17 protein-coding genes are annotated in these 19,853 nt (G+C 67.9%); 10 read left to right on the forward strand and 7 right to left on the reverse strand.

The annotated features are described in order from the left end of the window. Positions 1–35 precede the first annotated feature (35 nt). The 7 genes from ruvB to LB310_RS12890 all read left to right on the forward strand — a co-directional run bounded on the left by ruvB (position 36) and on the right by LB310_RS12890 (position 8,042). Entirely contained in the window at positions 36–1,103 is a 1,068-nt protein-coding gene (ruvB, locus tag LB310_RS12860) for a Holliday junction branch migration DNA helicase RuvB (RefSeq protein WP_015539963.1), read from the forward strand. 88 nt (positions 1,104–1,191) lie between these two features. After that, positions 1,192–1,665, forward strand: a complete 474-nt coding sequence (locus LB310_RS12865; RefSeq protein ID WP_227155340.1) for a hypothetical protein — start codon at positions 1,192–1,194, stop codon at positions 1,663–1,665. A 247-nt stretch (positions 1,666–1,912) separates the two neighbouring features. Continuing rightward, positions 1,913–3,238 (forward strand): Bcr/CflA family efflux MFS transporter, encoded by a 1,326-nt coding sequence (locus LB310_RS12870; protein WP_278807267.1) that lies wholly within the window; start codon positions 1,913–1,915, stop codon positions 3,236–3,238. A 214-nt stretch (positions 3,239–3,452) separates the two neighbouring features. Continuing rightward, on the forward strand, positions 3,453–5,093 hold the full coding sequence (locus LB310_RS12875; RefSeq protein ID WP_114568520.1) for a LuxR C-terminal-related transcriptional regulator: 1,641 nt from the start codon (positions 3,453–3,455) through the stop codon (positions 5,091–5,093). A 179-nt stretch (positions 5,094–5,272) separates the two neighbouring features. Continuing rightward, entirely contained in the window at positions 5,273–6,955 is a 1,683-nt protein-coding gene (locus LB310_RS12880; RefSeq protein WP_278807269.1) for an FAD-dependent oxidoreductase, read from the forward strand. Positions 6,956–7,076: 121 nt separating this feature from the next. Continuing rightward, a complete protein-coding gene (locus LB310_RS12885; RefSeq protein ID WP_278807270.1) occupies positions 7,077–7,655 on the forward strand; it encodes a hypothetical protein in 579 nt (192 codons plus the stop codon). Between the two features lie 183 nt (positions 7,656–7,838). Beyond that, on the forward strand, positions 7,839–8,042 hold the full coding sequence (locus LB310_RS12890) for a cold-shock protein (protein WP_015539962.1): 204 nt from the start codon (positions 7,839–7,841) through the stop codon (positions 8,040–8,042). A 94-nt stretch (positions 8,043–8,136) separates the two neighbouring features. Here the strand turns inward: LB310_RS12890 and queA are convergent, their stop codons facing one another. The 4 genes from queA to LB310_RS12910 form a co-directional block, all read right to left on the reverse strand. Continuing rightward, positions 8,137–9,216 carry a tRNA preQ1(34) S-adenosylmethionine ribosyltransferase-isomerase QueA gene (gene queA, locus LB310_RS12895; protein ID WP_278807271.1) on the reverse strand — a complete coding sequence of 360 codons (1,080 nt, stop codon included), beginning with the start codon at positions 9,214–9,216 and terminating at the stop codon, positions 8,137–8,139. Between the two features lie 48 nt (positions 9,217–9,264). Beyond that, the gene (locus LB310_RS12900; protein ID WP_278807272.1) at positions 9,265–9,714 is read right to left on the reverse strand and encodes a type II toxin-antitoxin system VapC family toxin; all 450 of its coding nucleotides are present in this window, start codon (positions 9,712–9,714) and stop codon (positions 9,265–9,267) included. Positions 9,715–9,726: 12 nt separating this feature from the next. Continuing rightward, positions 9,727–9,960 carry an antitoxin gene (locus LB310_RS12905; RefSeq protein ID WP_278807273.1) on the reverse strand — a complete coding sequence of 78 codons (234 nt, stop codon included), beginning with the start codon at positions 9,958–9,960 and terminating at the stop codon, positions 9,727–9,729. Positions 9,961–10,079: 119 nt separating this feature from the next. Further along, positions 10,080–10,853 carry an epoxyqueuosine reductase QueH gene (locus tag LB310_RS12910; RefSeq protein WP_278807275.1) on the reverse strand — a complete coding sequence of 258 codons (774 nt, stop codon included), beginning with the start codon at positions 10,851–10,853 and terminating at the stop codon, positions 10,080–10,082. An 82-nt stretch (positions 10,854–10,935) separates the two neighbouring features. On the opposite strand from LB310_RS12910, the gene LB310_RS12915 reads away from it, so the two are divergent. The 3 genes from LB310_RS12915 to secD all read left to right on the forward strand — a co-directional run bounded on the left by LB310_RS12915 (position 10,936) and on the right by secD (position 15,859). Beyond that, entirely contained in the window at positions 10,936–11,808 is an 873-nt protein-coding gene (locus LB310_RS12915; protein WP_278807276.1) for an HAD family hydrolase, read from the forward strand. Positions 11,809–11,810: 2 nt separating this feature from the next. After that, on the forward strand, positions 11,811–12,956 hold the full coding sequence (tgt, locus tag LB310_RS12920; protein WP_278807277.1) for a tRNA guanosine(34) transglycosylase Tgt: 1,146 nt from the start codon (positions 11,811–11,813) through the stop codon (positions 12,954–12,956). A 173-nt stretch (positions 12,957–13,129) separates the two neighbouring features. Then, on the forward strand, positions 13,130–15,859 hold the full coding sequence (gene secD, locus LB310_RS12925) for a protein translocase subunit SecD (RefSeq protein ID WP_278807279.1): 2,730 nt from the start codon (positions 13,130–13,132) through the stop codon (positions 15,857–15,859). 393 nt (positions 15,860–16,252) lie between these two features. Here the strand turns inward: secD and LB310_RS12930 are convergent, their stop codons facing one another. From LB310_RS12930 to LB310_RS12940, 3 genes are all read right to left on the reverse strand, one after another. After that, positions 16,253–17,686 (reverse strand): InlB B-repeat-containing protein, encoded by a 1,434-nt coding sequence (locus tag LB310_RS12930; RefSeq protein WP_301155157.1) that lies wholly within the window; start codon positions 17,684–17,686, stop codon positions 16,253–16,255. Between the two features lie 321 nt (positions 17,687–18,007). Next, positions 18,008–18,244 carry a DNA-directed RNA polymerase subunit beta gene (locus LB310_RS12935; RefSeq protein WP_278807283.1) on the reverse strand — a complete coding sequence of 79 codons (237 nt, stop codon included), beginning with the start codon at positions 18,242–18,244 and terminating at the stop codon, positions 18,008–18,010. Between the two features lie 594 nt (positions 18,245–18,838). Continuing rightward, positions 18,839–19,735, reverse strand: a complete 897-nt coding sequence (locus LB310_RS12940; RefSeq protein ID WP_278807284.1) for a carbon-nitrogen hydrolase family protein — start codon at positions 19,733–19,735, stop codon at positions 18,839–18,841. Between the last annotated feature and the right edge of the window lie 118 nt (positions 19,736–19,853).

Consider the following 19,853-nt stretch of genomic DNA (forward strand, 5'->3'; position numbering starts at 1 on the left):
GCGACGGACGGGACGGCTTGCGAAGTTAGGCGGTTATGGCGCACGACGACATCGAGATAGAGGGCCTGGGCTACGTGGCCGACGGCGCAGACGCGGCGTCGGTGCCGCCGCGTGCCGTGACGGCCGAGCTCACGGAGGACGACCTCGTCCTCGACCGCAGCCTGCGCCCGAAGCGATTGGGCGACTACCTGGGCCAGACGAAGGTGAAGGAATCGCTCGCCATCCTCATCGAGGCGGCGCGGGCGCGCGGCGACGTGGTCGACCACATCCTGTTCTCGGGCCCCCCGGGCCTGGGCAAGACCACGCTCGCCACCGTGGTGGCCAACGAGCTGGGCGCCAGCATCCGCACCACGAGCGGCCCCGCCATCGAGCGCACGGGCGACCTGGCCGCCATCCTCACGAACCTCGAGGAAGGCGACGTGCTGTTCATCGACGAGATACACCGCCTGAACCGCATGGTGGAGGAGGTTCTCTACCCCGCGCTCGAGGACTTCGCGCTGGACATCGTGGTGGGGAAGGGGCCGGCCGCGCGCTCCATCAGGCTCGACCTGCCGCACTTCACGCTCATCGGCGCCACGACGCGCACGGGGCTGCTCACCGGGCCCTTGCGCGACCGCTTCGGCATGGTGTTCCGGCTGGCATACTACACGCCCGAGGAGCTGGGCTCCATCGTGTGCCGCTCTGCGGCGATCCTCGGGGTGGACATAGCCGAGGACGGCGCGCTGGAGATCGCGCGGCGTAGCCGTGGCACGCCGCGTCTGGCGAACCGCCTGCTCAAACGTGTGCGCGACTGGGCGCAGGTGCGCGGCGACGGCACGATCGACGAGGACGTGGCCGCGCAGGCCCTAAGCTTCTTCGAGGTGGACGCGCTCGGCCTGGATGCCGTGGACAACCGCATCCTGGAGCTTCTAGCCGTTCAGTTCGGCGGCCGGCCCGTGGGGCTCTCGACGCTCGCCTCGGCGCTCTCGGAGGACCCGGACTCCCTCGAGGACGTCTACGAGCCCTTCCTCATGCAGCAGGGCCTCATGGTGCGCACCCCGAAGGGCCGCCAGGCCACGCCGCGCGCCTACGAGCACCTGGGTATCGCCCTCCCGCCTGCCTGAGCCAACCGGGGGGGGGTCGGCGCCAACGCCGCGGGCCCCCGGCGCTTCCCGCCAACCGTTTTCGACCTGCGACGAAAGGACGAGCCCCATGCTCGAACAGGACTACCTCATGCGCATCTTCCTGCAGTTCGCCGAGATACTGCGGCGCAGCTGGTTCAAGGCACGCGACGAGCACGACCCGAAGGCCGCGGCCGACATGCTGGAGAACGCCGTGGGCGACGCCGTGGACATCGACGGCGCCACGCTGCTGTCGCTCGCGCCGGAGTCCATGGCCGGCATCCTGCAGGTGTCGGGCACCGACCCGCGCGTCACCGAGTACGTGGCGCGCAGCCTCATGCTGGCGTCGGCCTACCTGCGCGAGGCAGGCGAGGACGCCGTCGCCGACCTGCGGCTGGAGCAGGCGCGCGCCCTGGCCGACGCCTACGGGCTCGAACTGCCCGACGACCCGGCCGAGATGGCGGGCCTGCTGGACGACGCCCCCGAGCCCGCCATCGTCGACATCGCCTCGGCCGACGATCCGCGCTCGCCCGCCGTCGAGGCGCCGGAGCGCCCGGGCGAGTGACGCAGGCCCGTCTCCTGCGCGGTGGGCTCCCCGCGGCCCTGCCCGGGTGCTGGCGGCGCCTGCCCTCCGTGCGCCCCGCGCCGGATGCCGCCAGCATCCGCGGAACCCCTTCGAACCGTGATTTGTTAGATCATGGTGACTCTGTGATGATCGAAGGATCGCGTCCTCATCTGGTTTCGTTCCGCTAGAGTAATCGCCTCGTAATCCCGTTACGGGTCGCCTTCGGAACCTAGAAGGAAAACTCACCATGAAACAGAAGATGCAGCAATGGCTCGTCCGGCCCCAAGGAAAGCTCGGACCCTTGGGACTTGTCGTCCTCCTCGTCACCGCCAGCTTGGTGACGCCCCTCTCGCTCGACATGTACACCCCTGCCGTTCCCCACATGACGGAGGCCTTCGGCACCACGGCGGGCACCGTGAACCTCACGCTCGTGGGCTACTTCCTGTTCTTCGCCGTGGGCCTGCTCGTGTTCGGCCCGTTGAGCGACCGCTACGGCCGCCGCCCTGTGCTGCTGGCCGGCGTGGTGACCTACACCTCCGCAAGCGGGCTCTGCGCGCTCGCGCTCGACATCGAGATGCTCATCGCGTTCCGCGTCGTGCAGGCGCTGGGCGCGGGCGCCGTGAGCGCGGTTGCCACCGCCGTGGTCAAGGATGCGTTCAAGGCCGAGAAGCGCGAGGCCATCCTGTCTATCGTGCAGGTCATGTTCGTGGTGGGGCCCGTGCTGTCGCCGGTGGTGGGCGCCCTCATCCTGCAGGTGTTCGACTGGCGCATGACGTTCTGCGCCCTGGGCGCCGTGGGCGTGTTCTGCTGCGCGCTCGCCGTGCTGTTCGAGGAGACGCTGCCGCAGGAGGAGCGCTACCGCGGCACCGTGCTCGGCAGCATCGGGCAGCTGGGCGCTGTGGCCAGGAACAAGGGCTTCTCCTCGTTCCTGGCCATCGTGGGCCTGTACAACCTGCCGTTCATGGCCTACATCGCCGTGGGCTCCTACGTGTACATCTCGTTCTTCGGACTAAGCGAGCTGGAGTACAGCGTGTTCTTCGCCGTGGCGGCGCTGCTCACCGCCGCCGGTCCCTTCATCTGGCTCAAGGCCTCCCGCTACGTGAGCGCGCGCCGCTTCACCGGCATCCTGCTGGCCGCGGCTGCGCTCTCGGGCGTGGCCATGCTGCTGGCAGGCGAGCTCTCGCCCGTGCTGTTCTGCCTCACGTTCCTCGTGTTCGCCCTCACGGAGGCCTGCATCCGCCCCTACAGCACGAACATCCTGCTATCCCAGCAGGAGGGCGACACGGGCGCGGCGTCGTCGCTCATCAACTTCGCCCATACCGCCATCGGCTACGTGGGCATGCTGCTGGCGGTGCTGCCGTGGTCGAGCTACGTGCAGGGCATCGGCGTGCTCATCGTGGCGTCCATGGCTTTTGCAGGCATCGGCTGGATCGCCCTGCTCAAGTCCCGTATCCCGCTCGCGGGCATCAAGGACGCCGCGCCGTCCGGGCAGGAGGCTCCGGCCGTCCGGGGCGGCCGGCCCGGACAGGGCTCCCTGGACGCGTCCTCCCCGGCGCAGGGGAGCGCCCGGTAGCCGGCGCGCTGCGGCCGCGGTCCGTTGGATGCGGGCCGGGTGGCGGCAGGAAGCGGGTGCGCCGGCCGGCCATGCCGATGCGGGTGCACCGGCTGCGCTGCCCCGCCTTCGCCGCGCCGGTGCGATCGGCGCCCGGCTTTTCCCCTCTGCCCTTCACCGGGCGGCTGCGGTACGCTACCATGTTCCCGGGAGAAACTACGGGAGGGGATCGTTCTTGTCCGTCGAGAAGGCGAAAACGCTGCTGCGGTCGCTGCGGTGGCATCATCTGGGGTTCGCGTTCGTGTGGGCCATCACGTTCGCGGGCCTCGCGGTGCCCGACGGCTTCGCCGGCCAGCGCCTGTTCAGCTTGAGCGATCAGCTGTGCGCCCTGGCGGCCGTGGGCGCCGCCGTGCTCTACGAGCGGCGGCGCATGCCCTTCCCGCCGCGATCCGCCCTGATGGTGGGCGTGCTGCTGGCCGCAGGTTCGGCCGCCTACTACCTGGCGGCCAACGGTATCGTGCCCGTCCTGCCCGGCTCGCTGGCGGCCGGCGTGCTGGTGGGCCTGGCCCTGGGCTCGTCCTACGTGCTGTGGCAGCAGTTCTTCGCCTCCGAGGGGGCATCGCGCACGGCCGTGTTCATCCCGCTTTCGGCCCTGCTCTCGGTTGCGCTCAGCGTGCTGCTGGCGCTCTTGCCGGACGCCGCGCGCGCCTTGTGCTCCGTGGTCGTCCTGCCCGCTGCGGCCGCCGTGTCGCTCGGCCGCTGCCTGCGGGAGATCGTGCCCGCCGACCCCCGTCCGCGCATGACGGGCACGGCCGCCGCGGCCACGGTGCGCATGCTGTGGAAGCCGGTGTTCTGCACGTGCGCCATCGGCTTCGTGTGGAAGCTGGTCTCGCACCTCTTCGCCGTGCCCGGCGGCATCACGTCGCCGCCCGTGCTGGCCGGCATGGCGCTGGCCGTGGCGGTGGTGGTGCTCATCGAGCTGCTCTCGGAGACGGGCTTCGCGGTGCTGCGCGTCTACCAGATACTGTTTCCGCTGGTCACTGGTGCGTTTTTGTTGCCTACGCTGCTGGGGGTGCAGTTCGCGCCCTTTGCGTCGGGCATGCTGCTGTTCGGCTTCGAGATAGTGAACCTGCTGCTCATCGTCACCTGCGCCGTGTACGCGAGCGAGCGCTCGCTGCCCTCCACCCAGGTGTACGCCCTGTGCGTGGGGCCCACGCTGGCCGCCATGCTCGCGGGCGACGTCGTGGGCACGGGTCTTAGCCCGCTTGCGGCCTACGACTTCGCCCTGGCGGTGAACGTGCTGTTCGTCTGCGTGTACGCGCTGTCGCTCGTGCTGTTCTGCCTGGCGTTCACCCGCAAGGGACGCCGGGGCCGCGCGGCGGCCGAGGCTGAGCACGACATGGCCGTGGTGGGCGCCGCCGCATTCCTTCCGGCGGACGTTCTGGCAGCGGGGGCTGCTGGATGCTCGGCAGCGACAGGGCCGGACGCCGTCGCGGGCTCTGCCGCCGGCGCGTCCGGCGCGTCGGCGTCGGCGGCTGCCGGGGAGCCGGGCCCTCGGGCGGGCGCTGCGGGCGCGTCGTCCGGGGTGGGCGCGGAGGCGGACCCGGAGAGCCTGCCGGGCGGAGGCACGGCGACCGCGCCCGGCGCCGACAGCATCGCGACGCTCATCGAGCGGCGCATGGATGCGCTTGATTTGGACGAGCCGTTCAGCCCCCGCGAGCGCGAGGTCGTGGCCCTCGTGCTGCGCGGCAACAACGTGCCCGCCATCGCCCGCAAGCTCTACATCTCCGAGAACACGGCCCGCGACCACATGAAGAGCATCTACCGCAAGGCCGACGTCCACTCCCGCCAGGAGCTCATCGACCTGTTCGATTGAGGTGCGACGGGAGACCGCCTCGCGAACCAAATACTCGATATCACCGCAATCATCTGCGGAAACGTTAAAACAACCCAAAGTATGGGATGGTGTGGGGCGCCCTTCGCGCGCTAAGCTGGCCCTGTTGGCGGGCGGGGGAAGCCGCCCGCGCAAGCGATGGAACGATCCAAGGAGGGAACATGAGCGAAGAGAACAAGGGCATCTCGCGCCGCAGCCTGCTCAAGGGGGCGGCCCTGAGCGCAGCGAGCGTGGCCGCGCTCGGCATGATCGGCTGCGCCCCGAAGGAGGCCGGCTCGGCCGACGACGCCAAGGCGGGGGCTGCGGGCGGTGCCGACGGCAAGCACACGTGGGAGGTCAAGCCCGAGCCTATCCCGGCCGACAAGATCAAGGAGACGGTGGACACCGAGGTGCTCGTCATCGGCGGCGGCTACTCGGGCACGTGCTGCGCGCTGGCCGCGGCGGAGGGCGGCGCCAAGGTGACGCTCGTGGAGAAGGATGCCATGCTCAACGGCCACGGCGTGGGCGGCACGGGCGCCATCGCCTCGCGCGAGCTGGACAAGCTGGGCATCAGCTTCGACAAGGCCGTGGAGATGGAGCGCTGGGTGTCCACGTGCGGCAACCGCTGCCGCGAGTCGCTCGTGGCCAAGTGGTTCCGCGAGTCCGAGCGCTGCATGAACTGGTTCCTCGACCTGGCCGAGAAGAACGGTGCGAAGTGCATGGTCACGGTGGGCTCGCGCTCGGTCGTGCACCCCGAGATCGACTGCTACCACATGATCTCCGGCGGCGAGATCTTCGAGCAGCACACCATGGCCGACTTCGTGGAGTACCTGTTCGAGAGCGAGGCCAAGCAGCACGGCGCCGAGTTCGTGTACGAGATGCCGGCCGTGCAGCTCGTGCAGGACGACGCCGGCAAGGTCACGGGCGCCATCTGCCAGAACAAGGACGGCGACTACGTGCAGTACAACGCGCCGAAGGGCGTGGTGCTGGCCACGGGCGACGTGAGCTACAACGACGAGTACCTCGACGAGTTCGCCCCCATTGCGAAGAAGGTCATGACCCGCCTGTGCTCCGACCAGGGCAACGTGGGCGACGGCCACAATATGGCCGCCTGGGCCGGCGGCGCGTTCCAGGACGGCCCGTGGCCCACGATGATGCATCCGCAGGCGGCCGCCACGTTCCACGGCCCCTTCATGTTCGTGAACCCGGCCGGCAAGCGCTTCATGAACGAGGCCACGTGGGTGCAGGGCAAGTGCGTGGGCGTCATGGTGAACGGCGGCTCGGACCACGCGTGGTCGGTGTTCGACGCGAACTGGCAGACGGACCTGCTGGACAGCCTGCAGTACGGCGGCGGCATGTTCTGGGACTCGTTCCGAGCCTACGGCACGGACTACCAGGTGGCGGTGGACTCGCATACGAAGACGGTCGAGGGCGGCCTGGAGAAGGTGCCCGACTACTACAAGCGCGCCGACACGCTGGAGGAGCTGGCGGAGATGCTCGACGTGGACAAGGACGAGTTCCTGAAGTCGGTCGAGCGCTACAATAAGATGTGCGAGCAGGGCGAGGATACCGACTTCTACAAGGAGAGCCACTTCCTCTATCCCATCAAGGAAGGCCCCTTCACGGCCTGCATGGTGGCGCCGGGCCTCTTGGGCGTGTGCGGCGGCATCCACATCTCGGACAACTTCGAGGTGCTGGACGCCGAGGACCAGCCGGTCGAGGGCCTGTACGCCATCGGCAACTGCGCCGGCGACATCTACGCCTACGACTATCCCATCAACGTGCAGGGTAACAGCCACGGCCGCTGCCTCATCGAGGGCAAGTGCCTGGGCGAGCAGCTGGCGGGCGTGTACCAGGAGATCTAGCAGGATGACGGCAGGCCGGGCGGCGGCGTGCCGGCGGCACCGGGCGCGGCGCCCGGTGGCCGGAGCCGGCCCCGCCGGCCCGGACTGCCGTTCCGGGCGAGCCATGGAAGGACTGAGGGCAGTGGACGAAGCGAAGGATGCACGGACGGGTGCCGGCGCGGCCGTAACGGGCGCCTGCGCGACGGAGGCCGAAGGAAGCGCGGAGGCCCCGGGCGCGGACGTCGCCGAGGAGGCGTTCGCCCTGCTGCAGCGGCTTTACGACCGGCTTCCCGCCATGGAGGAGCGCGGCGCGCTGCTGGCACGTGCGAAGGCTGCGGCTGCGGCGGTGCTTCTCGAGGACGAGCTGCGCACGGCCCGTATCCTCCTGGACGAGGCCGAGAAGCGCGAGGCTGCGGCCCGCGCCGCGTTCGAGCGGGCGGAGGAGGGAGGCGATGCGGCGCTCGCCGACGAGTGCCGCCGGGCCCTGCTGCATGCCGGCTCGCTGCGAGGGTTCCGCGTCGGTCCCGCGCGCAACGCCGAGGCTGCCCTGGCCCGCGCGCTCGAGGAAGGGTGCTTCGCCGATGCGGCGGAAGCGCATGCCGCCCTCTTGGAGCCGGCCGAGCTAGCGTCTGTCCAGTCGGAGGTCGAAGCCTACCGGAGCGCCTACGCCGAGGCCCTTGCCCGGTGCGAGGCGCTGGAGGCGTCTTGTCCCGAAGACTGATGGCGTGGCGCCGGCCGTATCTTACGAAACGGTAAAAAACGGGCTAAACCGAGAATCCCGAGCCTTTTTCTCTCCGGATAGCGTATAGTATTCTCGTGCTCTCGAGGTGAGGGCGAGTGCTGCCGCCATGCAGCATGCAGTGTTGCCTCCTTGAAGGGTCAAGGAGAGGAAAGAGGATTTAAAATGGCAGAAGGTACCGTGAAGTGGTTCAACCCCGAAAAAGGCTATGGGTTCATCTCTCAGAACGATGGCGAAGACCTCTTCGTCCACTTCTCTGAGATCAAGATGGACGGCTTCAAGACCCTCGATGAAGGCCAGGCTGTGCAGTTCGACGTGACGACCGGCCAGAATGGCAAGCTCCAGGCTAGCAACGTGACGAAGGCGTAAAGCAACCTCACATAAACAAGCCGAAATGGCCCCGCAGTGCGGGGCCATTTTTTATGCCGGAAGGTGCAGGCCGGCCGGGTTGGGGCGGCTGCGGCTAGCAGATGAACATGGCGTCGCCGAAGGAGAGCATGCGGTAGCGCTCGGCGATGGCATGCCGGTAGGCGGCCATGATGTGCTCGCGCGTGGAGAAGGCGCTCACCAGCATCATGAGGGTGGAGCGGGGCACGTGGAAGTTCGTGACCAGGGCGTCCACCACGTGGAACTCGCTGCCGGGCAGCAGGTAGAGCGACGTGGCCTCGCGTTCGCGGGGCGTCACAATGCCCGCTTCCGCGTCCCAGGCGCTCTCGAGGCTGCGCACGCTCGTGGTGCCCACGGCCACCACGCGGCCGCCGCGCTCGCGCGTCGCGGCGATGGCGTCCACGGTGCGGGCGGGCACGCTGTAGCGCTCGGTGTGGATGACGTGCTTCTCGGGGTCGTCCTCGTCCACGATGCGGAACGTGTCCAAGCCCACTTCCAGCTCCACGGTCTCCCAGCCCACGCCCTGCTTGTGCAGGCGCTCGATGAGCTCGGGCGTGAAGTGCAGGCCGGCCGTGGGCGCCGCCGCCGAGCTCTCGCGACGCGAGTACACCGTCTGGTACAGCTCTTCGTCGCCGGCGTAGTCCTTGATGTAGGGCGGCAGCGGCGTGTGGCCCACCGCGTGCAGCGCCTCGTCGAGGGAGGGGAGCGGCGTGATGAGGCGTGCCAGGCGCTCGCCCTTCTGCGCGTCAGCGATCCAATCCACGATCTCGGCGGAAAGCGCCACCTGGCCTGCGGCGTCCGTGAAGTCCACGATGGCGCCCGTGCCGGGCTTGAGGCGCTTGCCAGGGCGCACGAGCACCTCCCAGAGCGCGCTCTTGTTGTCGAGGGGCGTGCCGTGCTGGCGCAGCAGGAACACCTCGGCCGCCCCGCCGGTGCCGCGCTTTGCGCCCAAAAGGCGTGCCGGCATGACGCGCGTCTCGTTGGCCACCAGAAGATCGCCGGGGCGCAGGTACTCCGCGATGTCTCGGAATACGCGGTCCTCCAGCGCGCCGGTCGCGCGGTCCATGACCAGCAAGCGGCAGCCGTCGCGTTCCGCGGCGGGCTCCTGGGCGATGAGCTCTTCGGGCAGGTCGTAGTCGAAATCGGAGGTTTTCATGCGGGCGGGTCCTTCGTGCGGTTCGCGGTCGGTTCGTCGAAGAGCCTATTATAGGCGTTCCGGCTCCGCCAAGGGCCCCATTCCCAATTCCTCCCACGTCATCTCATACCACGACTCGATGGAAAGCCCCAGCACGCGCTTGAACTCGTCCACGTTGCCCGTGACGAGCACGGCGTTGTTCGCGAGCGCCGTGGCGGCTATGAGGAGGTCGTTAGGCCCGATGACCTTACCGGCCATTTCCAGCTCCCCCCTTATGCGCGCGTAGATATGCGCGCATTCGGAATCGAACGGAAGGACTTCGAAGGGAAGCATGAATTCATCGACGAGCCATCGCGTTTTTTTCGATTGCTTGCTTTTCACTATGCCGAGCCTCAGCTCTCCTTCCACGATAGCGGGGATCTTGAACAGGCGCGGATCGCTGTCGCGCATTAGATTGAAAGCGTAGGGAAGGTGCCCGTGCATGAAGTCGATGCAGATGTTGGCGTCAAGGAGGTACATGCGCACCGCCTGCTACAACGTCTTGCGGGGCGCATCAAGCTCCCAGGGGATCTCCGGCGGCACGACGAACGTGTCGTCGTCGCATGCGCCGTACAGGTTGAAGAACCCGGGGGGCCACCCGTTGCGCTCCTTGCGCTCGCGCAGCACACCCGCCGCGTACTTCGAGAGCGTCTTCCCCTCGCGCGCGGCATCGCGCCGCAGATCCTCCATCATGGAATCGTCCACGTACAACGAAAGCTGGGCCATGTCACCCTCCCTTCGGTAGCAAATATACTTGTGAGTATACTTGCTAAAACCTTGGAAAGCAAGCCCATGCTTTGGCGCGCGACGGCAGGGCTTGCGAGGCGCTTTGGCCGAAGGCCGGGCTACCGCTCGCCGCGCCCCTGCTCGCGCAGCGCGCGCAGGGCGGCGCGCTTGCGGGCCTGCTTCTCGGCGTAGGCCGCTCGTTCGGCTCGCTTGGCGGCGCGGGCGGCTTCCTGGGCGGCGCGCTCGTCGGCATGCGCGGCGGCCTCGGCCTCGCGCTCGGAAGCGCGCGCCCGTTTGCGCTCGGCGCGCTCGGCCGCCGCCTCGGCCTCGGAGAAGCGGCAGCCGCAGAAGTTCTGCCGGTACATGCCCGCCGCGCGGCTGCGGCGGGTGGCCTCGTCGTAGAAGGGGCGGTAGTCCTCGAAGAGCGCGCGCACGCCCGCGCCCGCGGCGGCGCGCTCCAGCTCCTCGCGGATGACATCGGTGAACTGGTAGGGGCTCACCGAGAGCGTGGTGCCCACGGCGTCGAAGCCCCGCTCGGCGGCGGCGCGCGCGGCCTCCTCGAAGCGCAGGCGGTAGCAGGCGCGGCAGCGGGCCTCGCGCAAAGCCGGTTCGGCCGCCACCTGCAGCACGTCGCCGCCTGCCGCCGCGAGCGCGGCCTCGCCGACGCGGCCGGCCGTCGCCTCCCAGGCGTCCGGCGCGTAGGGGCCCTCCACCACGGGCAGCCCCTCTCCACCGGCCCAGGCACGCAGCGTGTCCAGCCGGCGCGCGTACTCGCTCGCCGGCGCGATGTTGGAGTTCGCATAGTATATGGCCAGGTCGTGCCCGGCCGCGCGCAGGATGCGCGCCGGCTCGAGCGAGCACGGTCCGCAGCAGGCATGAAGTAGCAATTTCATCGGGTTTCGCACGCTCCTTCGCATCGTCGCCTATACTACCATGTCGGACGAAACGCACGCCGACGAACAGAAGGACGACGCAATGGGCGAATGCACCGCACCGGCCTACCGGGCCATCTTCTTCGACTTGGACGGGACCTTGCTCCCCATGGAGATCGACGAGTTCATGCGCACGTACTTCGAAGCGCTCGGCGCGTACGTCGCCCGCTTCGGCGTGGCGCCCGAGACGTTCATGGCCGGCATGAAGGCCGGCATCAAGAACATGGCCGCCCACGACGACGGCCGCCCGAACAGCGACGCGTTCTGGGAAGGCTGGTTCGCGCACGTCGATGCCGATGCGTGCGACTGGACGGCGGAGCTCGACCGTTTCTACGAAGTCGAGTTCGGCGCGATCGGCGCGGGTGTGGCGCCGAACCCGGCGGCGGCGCGTGCGGTGGACGCGCTCGCGTCCAAGGGCTACCCGCTCGTGCTGGCCACGATGCCCATGTTCCCCGAGCGTGCCGTGCGGTGGCGCCTCGAGTGGGCGGGCATCGACCCGGACAAGTTCTCGCGCCTCACGAACTTCGCGAACTCCACGAGCGTGAAGCCCAAGCCCTCCTACTACGCCGAGAACCTGGCTGCGGCCGGCCTGTGCGGCGCCGACGTGCTCATGGTGGGGAACAACACGGTGGAGGACCTGGGCATCCAGGCGCTCGGGGCCGACGCGTTCCTCGTGACCGACCACCTGCTCGACCCGACGGACGGGGGCTTCGATCTCGCAACCGTGAAGCACGGCACGATGGAGGAGTTCGCCGCGTGGGCCGAGGCGCTGCCTGCCTGCGCAGATCACGCAACCGGCATCGACGCCGGCCTGGTGGATGTCGCCGCGTGCGAGCGCGTGCTCGCGGAGAACCTCGCGGGCGACGCCCCCGCGGCTCCTGGCGCGGGCTTCACCATCAACGGGATCGAGGGCTAGCCGTGGCCCTTTTCGATTGCGCCTGCGAGGCGACGAGCGGCCACGCCCGCGCGCTTTCCTACGAAACGGCCCACGGGACGTTCCATACGCCCATGTTCATGCCCGTGGGCACGAGCGCCACAGTGAAGGGCGTCACCGCAGGCCAGCTGCGCGATCTGAACTCCCAGGTGGTGCTCGCGAACACCTACCACCTGTCGCTGCGCCCCGGCGCCGACGTGGTGGCCGAGGCCGGCGGGGTGCACCGCTTCATGAACTACGACGGTCCCATGCTCACCGACTCGGGCGGGTTCCAGGTGTTCAGCCTGGCCGACACGCTCAAGCTCGACGACGACGGCCTCACGTTCCGCTCCATCTACGACGGCTCGAAGATCCGCTGGACGCCCGAGTCCAACATGGCCATCCAGGAGCAGCTCGGCGCCGATATCGCCATGCAGCTCGACCAGTGCACGCCGTACCCGGCCGAGCGCGCGTTCGTGGCGAAGGCCGTGGACCTGTCGGCCAACTGGGCGCGCCGCTGCCTGGCCGCGCACGTCCGGCCCGACCAGACGCTCTTCGGCATCGTGCAGGGCGGCATGGAGCTGGACCTGCGGCTGGAATCCATCCGCCGCCTGCGCGAGATCGAGGACGAGAGCCTGGCGCGCGGCGGGCGGCGCTTCGGTGGCTTCGGCATCGGGGGCTACTCGGTGGGCGAGGACCACGAGGTGATGTTCGAGACGCTGGGCCACGTGGCGCGCGCGTGCCCGGAGGACCGCCCGCGCTACCTCATGGGGGTGGGCAACCCTACCACGCTCGTGCGCGCGGTGCGCGAGGGCGTGGACATGTTCGACTGCGTGCTGCCCACGCGCACGGCCCGCATGGGAACGGCGTTCTCGTCCACGGGCCGCATGAACATGCGCAACGCGAAGTTCACGCGCGACTTCGGCCCGCTCGACGCCGCCTGCACGTGCCCGACGTGCCAGAACCACAGCCGCGCCTACATCCGCCACCTCGTGAAGCAGAACGAGATGCTCGGCGGCATCCTCTTGTCCATCCACAACCTGTACTACCTCATTGACCTCATGCGCCGCGCCCGCGAGGCGGTGTTGGCCGATGCCTACGAGGAGTTCTACGCGGCGTGGATGGCGAGCCCGGCGGCGAAGGACTACTAGGCAGGGCCCTCGAGCTGCTCTTTTTCGGAAATCGTCGAATATTTCCGGACAAGCATAGTTTAACCGCAGGGGAGTGTTCCCGGCGGTCGATTTGTGGCACAATAGGACAGTTGACGTGGCGGAGCCGTTCCGCGCGCCTTTGAATGGAAAGAATCAACGAGGGAGAGCTCTCCATGGCGACAGCCCAGAAATCGAAGAAGAAGCCCGGCCGTTCGGTCGACCGGCGCAACGTCTGGCTCCTCATAGCCACCACCTTGCTGGTGGTGGGTTCGATCTTCATGTTCGTGCCCCCGCAGGAGAAGATCAACCAGGGCCTGGACATCCAGGGCGGCCTGTCGGTCGTGCTCACGGCGAAAGGCGAGAACGGCCAGGCCGTGTCGACCGAGGACATGGAGAAGAGCCGCGCCATCATCGAGAGTCGCGTGAACGCGCTCGGCGCCTCGGAGGCCGTGGTGCAGGTGCAGGGCACCGACCAGATCCTCGTGCAGATCCCCGGCCTCACGAACACCGAGGATGCGCTCGACACCATCGGCAAGACCGGCAAGCTGGAGTTCGCGCGCCTCGACTCGTTCACCGACCAGGACGTGAAGACCAAGATAGAGAACGGCCAGTACGGCAACGAGGCCACCATCACCGACGAGCTGGGCAACTCGCTGCCCTCGGGCAAGACCGAGCACCTCAAGGTGGAGGACGGCACCTACACGCCCCTCGTTTCCGGCGCAAACATCACGAACGTTTCCATCGGCAAGGAGAAAGAGGCCTCCGCCGACTATGCGGTGAACGTGAAGCTGGACGGCGAGGGCACGAAGGCGTTCGCCGAGGCTACGAAAGAGCTTGCGCCGACGAAAGGCAAGATAGTCATCATATTGGACAACGAGGTGCAGTCCGCGCCGGCAGTGCAGTCCGAGATCCCGAACGGCGACGTGTCCATCACGGGCGGTTACTCGCTCGACGAAGCCAAGTCGCTGCAGACCGTGCTGGAGAGCGGCTCGCTGCCCGTGAGCTTCGAGTACGCGCAGAGCCAGGTGGTGGGCCCGACGCTCGGCCAGGACGCGCTGGCGTCCGGCGTGCTGGTGGCGCTCATCGGCCTGGCCGTGGTCATGCTGTACCTGCTGTTCTTCTACCGCGGCCTCGGCCTCGTCACGGCGGCGGCCATGGGCATCTTCGCCGTGCTGTACCTGGGCATCCTGGCCACGCTCTCGGCGTTCGGCCTGTTCAGCCTCTCGCTCGCCGGCATCGCGGGCATCGTGCTGACCATCGGCATGGCGGCCGACTCGTCCATCCTCACCATGGAGCGCTTCCGCGAGGAGATCCGCATGGGCCGCAGCGTGCGCGCCGCGTCCATCACGGGCGTGCGGCACGCCATCGTCACGTCGGTGGACGCCGACCTGGTGACGCTCGTGTCGGCGCTGTCGCTGTTCTTCCTGGCCACGGCGTCCGTCAAGGGCTTCGGCCTGACGCTGGCGCTGGGCATTGTGTGCGACATCGTCATGATGCTGCTGTTCAAGGCCCCGCTCATCCGCCTGCTGGCGCCGAAGGTCATCGCGAGGCACCCCGGCTTCTGGGGCGTGAAGGACGCCGAGGCGGCCGCCAAGGACTACGAGGCGCTGGCCCTGGCCGAGGGCACGAGCACGGCTGCGGCCGAGGCGGGCGAGGCTTTGAACGCCGCCGAGAGCGAGCGCGTGGCCGAGAAGCGCGCGGGCGCCGCCGGCGAGGCTGCCGCGGAGGCGGCGCGCAAGCCGCGCGGGCGCTTCATCAAGCACGACATCAACTTCCTGGGCCATCGCCGCATCTTCCTCACGGTAGCGGCCGTGCTCGTGTGCGCGTCGTTCGCCGTCGTGGGCGTGAAGGGGCTGAACTTCGGCATCGAGTTCGTGGGCGGCACCTCGGTGGCGTTCCACAACACGGGCGACGTGACCACCGAGCAGCTGCGCACCTCGTTCGACCAGGCCGGCGAGCCCGACGCCGTCATCCAGACGACGAACGCGGACGGCCAGGAGGGCTTCCTCGTGCGCACCACCACCACGAGCGCCGAGGATGCCACGGCGCGCGCGAACCAGGTGGCCGGCGACCTGGGGCTGTCCACCGACAGCTTCGAGGTGACCACCATCGGGCCGGACTGGGGCGCGAGCGTCATCCAGTCGTCGCTCATCGCGTTCCTCGTGTCCATCGTGCTCATCATCATCTACATCGCCATCCGCTTCGACTATAAGATGGGCATCACCGCCATCGTGGCGCTCCTGCACGACCTGGTGCTGGTCATGGGCATCTACGCGCTGGTGGGACGCGAGGTGAACCCGAACACCATCGCCGCGCTGCTCACCATCCTGGGCTACTCGCTCTACGACACGGTGGTCGTGTTCCACCGTATCAACGACAACATGCGGGGAGACGACATCAAGTGCACGTTCATGACGATGGCGAACCACTCCATCAACCAGGTGCTCGTGCGCACCATCAACACCACGCTCACGTCGCTCATTCCGGTGCTGGCCATGCTGTTCTTCGGCGGCGAGACGCTGAAGGACTTCGCGTTCGCCATGGCCATCGGCCTGATCTGCGGTTCGTACTCGTCGGTGGCCGTGGCCACGCCGCTGTACGCCATGTGGAAGACGCGCGAGCCGAGGAACGCGAAGCTCGTGAAGAAGTACGGCGCGGAGGTGGGCCGCTTCGAGTTCGCGAACCCGGGCGCCATGGCGGTCACGTCAGCGAAGCCGGCGAAGGGAGCATCTGCCGCGAAGGCGACAGCAAAGGCGTCCGCCGCGAAGGCCGAATCGACCGAGAGCGCGCCGAAGGGCTCGGGCGAGGGCGCGGCTGCCGTGCAGCCGCACGGCGCGAACACCCCGAAGCCGGCAGCGAAACCGCCGAAGGCCAAGCGCAAGAAGCGTCCGGACAAGAAGTAGGAAGCAGGGGCGCAACACCGCTCCTGCGGAAGGAAGTCCCCGGTAGGGGGCTTCCTTGTTCTCGCGGAGAGGGGAGGGAGGAGAGTTGCTGCTTCACTCCCTCCCAATAAGGCAGCAGCCTCCGAACGTTCTCCATGCGGTTTCCCAGCAAGGCGGCGGCCCTCGTAAAAGCCCCGAGTCCCAAGGCTGCGGCCCCCCCGTAAAACCCCCGTGCACCCGCTGCGTGGCGGGTGCAGGTCCGTTCGCTTGCGGCCCAGTTCTTTGTCGAGGCTCAGCAGTCAATGCTGCCACCCGGCGATCTGCCGCATCGCGTGAAAGCCCGCTTGCGGCCTGAAATTTTGCGATGGAAGTTGCTTTGGCGGACCGTCTCCCGAGGGTTCCCGCGCCGCGCCGCTACCGAAGCTTCCTGCGCGCGGCGACCGCGCCCACGGCGCCCAGCGAGGCGAGGGCTGCGAGGACGCCCAACGTGGTGAGCGAGGTGGCGTCGCCGGTGCGCGGTGCGGTCTTCGACGCCGGGTAGAACGCCGTGCGCGCGCCGGTTGCCGGAGATGCGGGCTGGCCGGGGTTCGTAGGGCCTGTCGGGTTCGCAGGGTCGACGGGGTTGACCGACCGGGCCTTGACGGTGAAGTCGCGCGACAGTGTTTCGACGGAGCCTGTGCGCTGCCAGCCAGCGCCTGCCGTGTAGGTTTCCTGGGCGTACGTTGCCGTGAGCGTGTAGGAACCAGCTGCTTCGAGCGTCGCGGTGGAGCGGTACGGGGACGTGTCGGGGAAGTTGCCCTGCAGGTTGGGCGCGATGCTCCAGGCTACGGGGACGTAGCGCGTCTCGCCGTCGACCGAGCCGACCTCGTCCTGGCGGTGGCCGGTTGCCAGGAACGAGAGCGTATCACCCTCGTACAGGTTGTCGTTTTCCAACTCGAGCTCGTTCTCGTGTGCGTCGGCCCGCGGTATCCAGCGCGCAATGAGGCGCGTGCCGCCAGCGGGCATGGGGAACGTCTCGCCTGCGCGGTACACGGCACCGTCGGCCTCGTTCGTCCAGCCGCCGAATGCGTAGCCAGTCCTCGTGGGCTCGTCGGGAGCCACCGTCACCGCATCTCCCTCGGCGTACGCCTGGGGGTCGACGGGCACCGTGCCGCCGTCGGCTCCGTTGCCGTCGTACTCGATGGCGTACATGGCTGCCCAGATAGCGTACAGCGACGAGGGGCCGTACGGCATGGTGTAGTCCATGAAGCCCCAGCCGGCGGAGGCATCGGTGTTCCAACCCCTGAACTGGTAGCCCACGCGCGTCCAGTTGGCGCCCGAGGTGCCAACTGAGGTAATGTCGCTCAACGTTACGGATTGGAAGGGCCCGAACTCGCCGCCGTTCGCCGTAACGGCGTCGCTCGCCTCGTAATTGCGGTGGTAAGTGAGTGGGAAGAGCTGTGCGGGCGTTGTGGCATGGGCGGTGTTCGACCAGTCGCTCGTTTGTCCGCCTCCCGTTGCCATGAGGCGGTAGTAGTAGGTCGTGTCCGGCGAGAGGCCCGTGTCCAGATACTGTGTCTCCGAGCCCGGCACTATGCCCACGAGTACGTACCCGCCCGACTCGAAGGTGCTGCGGTACACCTGGCAGTTCTCGGCGCCGACGGACGCTTCCCAGTTCAAATGGATCTGGTCGGGCGAAATGGCGTCGGCAGTAAGCTGCTGTGGCGGGTCGATGGCGTCAACCGTGGGCGCGGGCTCGCCCAATGCGGGCGATGCGAATGCGGTCGGCATGAGGGCGGAAAGCGTGAGTAGCAGCGCAAGTGCGATCGATAGCGCGCAACGCGACGGCAGGGCGGAGGAACGGTGCATGGCAGGCTCCTTACGGAAGGGAAGAGGGTCGAAGCCATTATCCAGACCCTCTTAACCTCGCTCGAGAACCGTTGCCGCCGCGTCACGGCGCCATCTGAACTGCTGCCCGGGTGTTACCTTCATGTCGGAAAGGGGCGCGCTTGCACAAAGGAAGCGCGTGCTCGAATCTGCCGTAAGGAACCGCCTTCCGAAGGATTGCGAGTGGAAAACCCGTCTCCTGCCTTGCAATGAATTGCGAGGCAGGAGACCGCGTGCTTATTCGGTAAGCCGATGCGCTGTGCGCGCCGAGTGGGCGAAGTGGAGGTCGTGCAGCACGATAACCTAGCCGTCGAATGAGAAGATTACCGTGTAGGGAACGGAGCGGTACTCGAAGGTGAAGTGCCGCCGCGCCTTGCCCGTGCGTGGATATGCCTCGGGGAACAGCCGTACCGTGGCAAGAGCGGCTACTAAGCTCGTTTTTAGGCCCTCATCGGGGTCTTCGATGCCGTCGAAGTAGAGCCGCTGTGATATTCTGCGCACGTTGACAGAAAAGCGATCGGAGGCTACTACTGCGAACATGGCCGCCCCAAATCTTCGCGGGGGTACTCGCGCTTGAGACGCTCAATTTCCGCATGGGCCTGCTCGAACACCTCATCAAGCGTATACGTGACCCCCGTGCGCGCGATCTCCGCCTCGGATGCGTCCACGACCGCGTCGCAGTACGCGTCGTAGGCGCGTTGCTCGTCGACGGACAGGCGAGGGAGGTCAGGAACGGGTCCGGCTGAAACTCTGCCATGCTCTCACCTCCTTTGCTGGCGACGATGCGGGTGTGCTCGAACGCGATGTTGCCCATGCATCCTCCTACCATGCGGGCGCAGCCCAACGCGGACTACTCCACTGTTCCCTGGTTTCGAGGATCCTGCAAGCGTTGCGTCAGGCAGAAGGGGAACGCCTTCGTATCTTCGCACTGCGCATCAGCGCAGCGCATGCACTGGCTCGTTTCGATGGGACCATAGTAGTATAGGGAACATATGTTTGTGAAGAGGGAATGGCAAGTTTATGTCGCTTAAAGAGGAGTACGGGTGAATAGAGATTCTCCGCATGCAGAGGGGGCTGCCCCCGTACGCGGGCAGCCCCCTCTGTGATCAGGCAGGTTTCAACCCGCGCGAACCCTTACCGCTTGAAGCGCTCCTGCTCGGCCAGCTCGGCATACCACCGGGCGTAGACATCGGGGCGGAAGTCCGGGTCCTCGTCGGCCCACTGCTTAGCCAAGAAGGGCTTGTCCACGTAGGACAGATCGACGGTGCCCAGGTGCAGCTCCTGCTCGTCGGAGCCGGGGGCGCCGCAGGGGCCACCGGCGTAGTAATGCACGGCAGGCACGTTCTTGCCGGGGCCTATCACGCTGCTGCCGCCCACGAAGTCGTCGGTGAGGGCGCAGCCCGTGCAGTTCGCCGAGGCGATGTACACGTCGTTGTTCGCGGCCAGGTACTCCAGCGAGTCCTTGATGTTGCGGGCGGTCACGCCCGTGTTCACGGCGAACGGGTTTGCGATGATGCGGCAGCCGTTCGCGCGGTAGTAGCGCATGATCTCGGAGAACACGAACGTGTCGTAGCAGATGCTCACGCCCACCGGCCCCCAGGGGGTGCCGAACATGAACGGCTCGTCGCCCCGGCCGGCCCAGGTGGGCTCGTCGGCCGGCAGGTGCATCTTGCGGTAGCGGCCGAGCACCCCGTCGGGTCCGCACGCCGCGGCCGAGTTGTAGACGGTGCCGCTCTCGGCGCGCTCGGCCAGCCCGAACACGGCGTACACGCCCAGGCGATGCGTGACCTCGGCCACGGCCTCGGTGGACGGGCCGGGGATGGGCTCCGCCAGCCGATGGTGCATGCGCTCGTCGCCCTCGTGCGCAAGGTCGGCGTCGTAGCCGGTGAGTGCCGTCTCGGGCAGCACCACGAGGTTCGCCCCGCGCGCCGCCGCGCACTCGATATAGCCCGTTATGCGGTTCAGGTTCCGTTCCTTGTCGCCCCAGCGCGGCTCGTACGTGACTACGGCGACGTTCATGATGTCCTTCATGAAAAGCTCCTTTCCGGCAAGGCGCTGCGCCTTGCGCCATCTTCTCGTTTTGCGCCTTCCGCACTCCCGCATCCGCCTGCTCTGCAGGCGTCCTCGAGATGCGGTCGGGCCTGCCTGC

Origin of the sequence: Gordonibacter sp. RACS_AR49, assembly GCF_030418435.1 — a bacterium.
Taxonomy (GTDB): Bacteria; Actinomycetota; Coriobacteriia; order Coriobacteriales; family Eggerthellaceae; genus Gordonibacter; species Gordonibacter urolithinfaciens.

What these genes read in the sequence shown, in the direction of transcription:
- ruvB (WP_015539963.1), top strand. Translation starts at nt 36, where the DNA reads ATGGCGCACGACGACATCGAGATAGAGGGCCTGGGCTACGTGGCCGAC.
- LB310_RS12865 (WP_227155340.1), top strand. Translation starts at nt 1,192, where the DNA reads ATGCTCGAACAGGACTACCTCATGCGCATCTTCCTGCAGTTCGCCGAG.
- LB310_RS12870 (WP_278807267.1), top strand. Translation starts at nt 1,913, where the DNA reads ATGAAACAGAAGATGCAGCAATGGCTCGTCCGGCCCCAAGGAAAGCTC.
- LB310_RS12880 (WP_278807269.1), top strand. Translation starts at nt 5,273, where the DNA reads ATGAGCGAAGAGAACAAGGGCATCTCGCGCCGCAGCCTGCTCAAGGGG.
- LB310_RS12890 (WP_015539962.1), top strand. Translation starts at nt 7,839, where the DNA reads ATGGCAGAAGGTACCGTGAAGTGGTTCAACCCCGAAAAAGGCTATGGG.
- queA (WP_278807271.1), bottom strand. Translation starts at nt 9,216, where the DNA reads ATGAAAACCTCCGATTTCGACTACGACCTGCCCGAAGAGCTCATCGCC.
- LB310_RS12900 (WP_278807272.1), bottom strand. Translation starts at nt 9,714, where the DNA reads ATGTACCTCCTTGACGCCAACATCTGCATCGACTTCATGCACGGGCAC.
- LB310_RS12905 (WP_278807273.1), bottom strand. Translation starts at nt 9,960, where the DNA reads ATGGCCCAGCTTTCGTTGTACGTGGACGATTCCATGATGGAGGATCTG.
- LB310_RS12910 (WP_278807275.1), bottom strand. Translation starts at nt 10,853, where the DNA reads ATGAAATTGCTACTTCATGCCTGCTGCGGACCGTGCTCGCTCGAGCCG.
- LB310_RS12915 (WP_278807276.1), top strand. Translation starts at nt 10,936, where the DNA reads ATGGGCGAATGCACCGCACCGGCCTACCGGGCCATCTTCTTCGACTTG.
- secD (WP_278807279.1), top strand. Translation starts at nt 13,130, where the DNA reads ATGGCGACAGCCCAGAAATCGAAGAAGAAGCCCGGCCGTTCGGTCGAC.
- LB310_RS12930 (WP_301155157.1), bottom strand. Translation starts at nt 17,686, where the DNA reads ATGCACCGTTCCTCCGCCCTGCCGTCGCGTTGCGCGCTATCGATCGCA.
- LB310_RS12935 (WP_278807283.1), bottom strand. Translation starts at nt 18,244, where the DNA reads ATGTTCGCAGTAGTAGCCTCCGATCGCTTTTCTGTCAACGTGCGCAGA.
- LB310_RS12940 (WP_278807284.1), bottom strand. Translation starts at nt 19,735, where the DNA reads ATGAAGGACATCATGAACGTCGCCGTAGTCACGTACGAGCCGCGCTGG.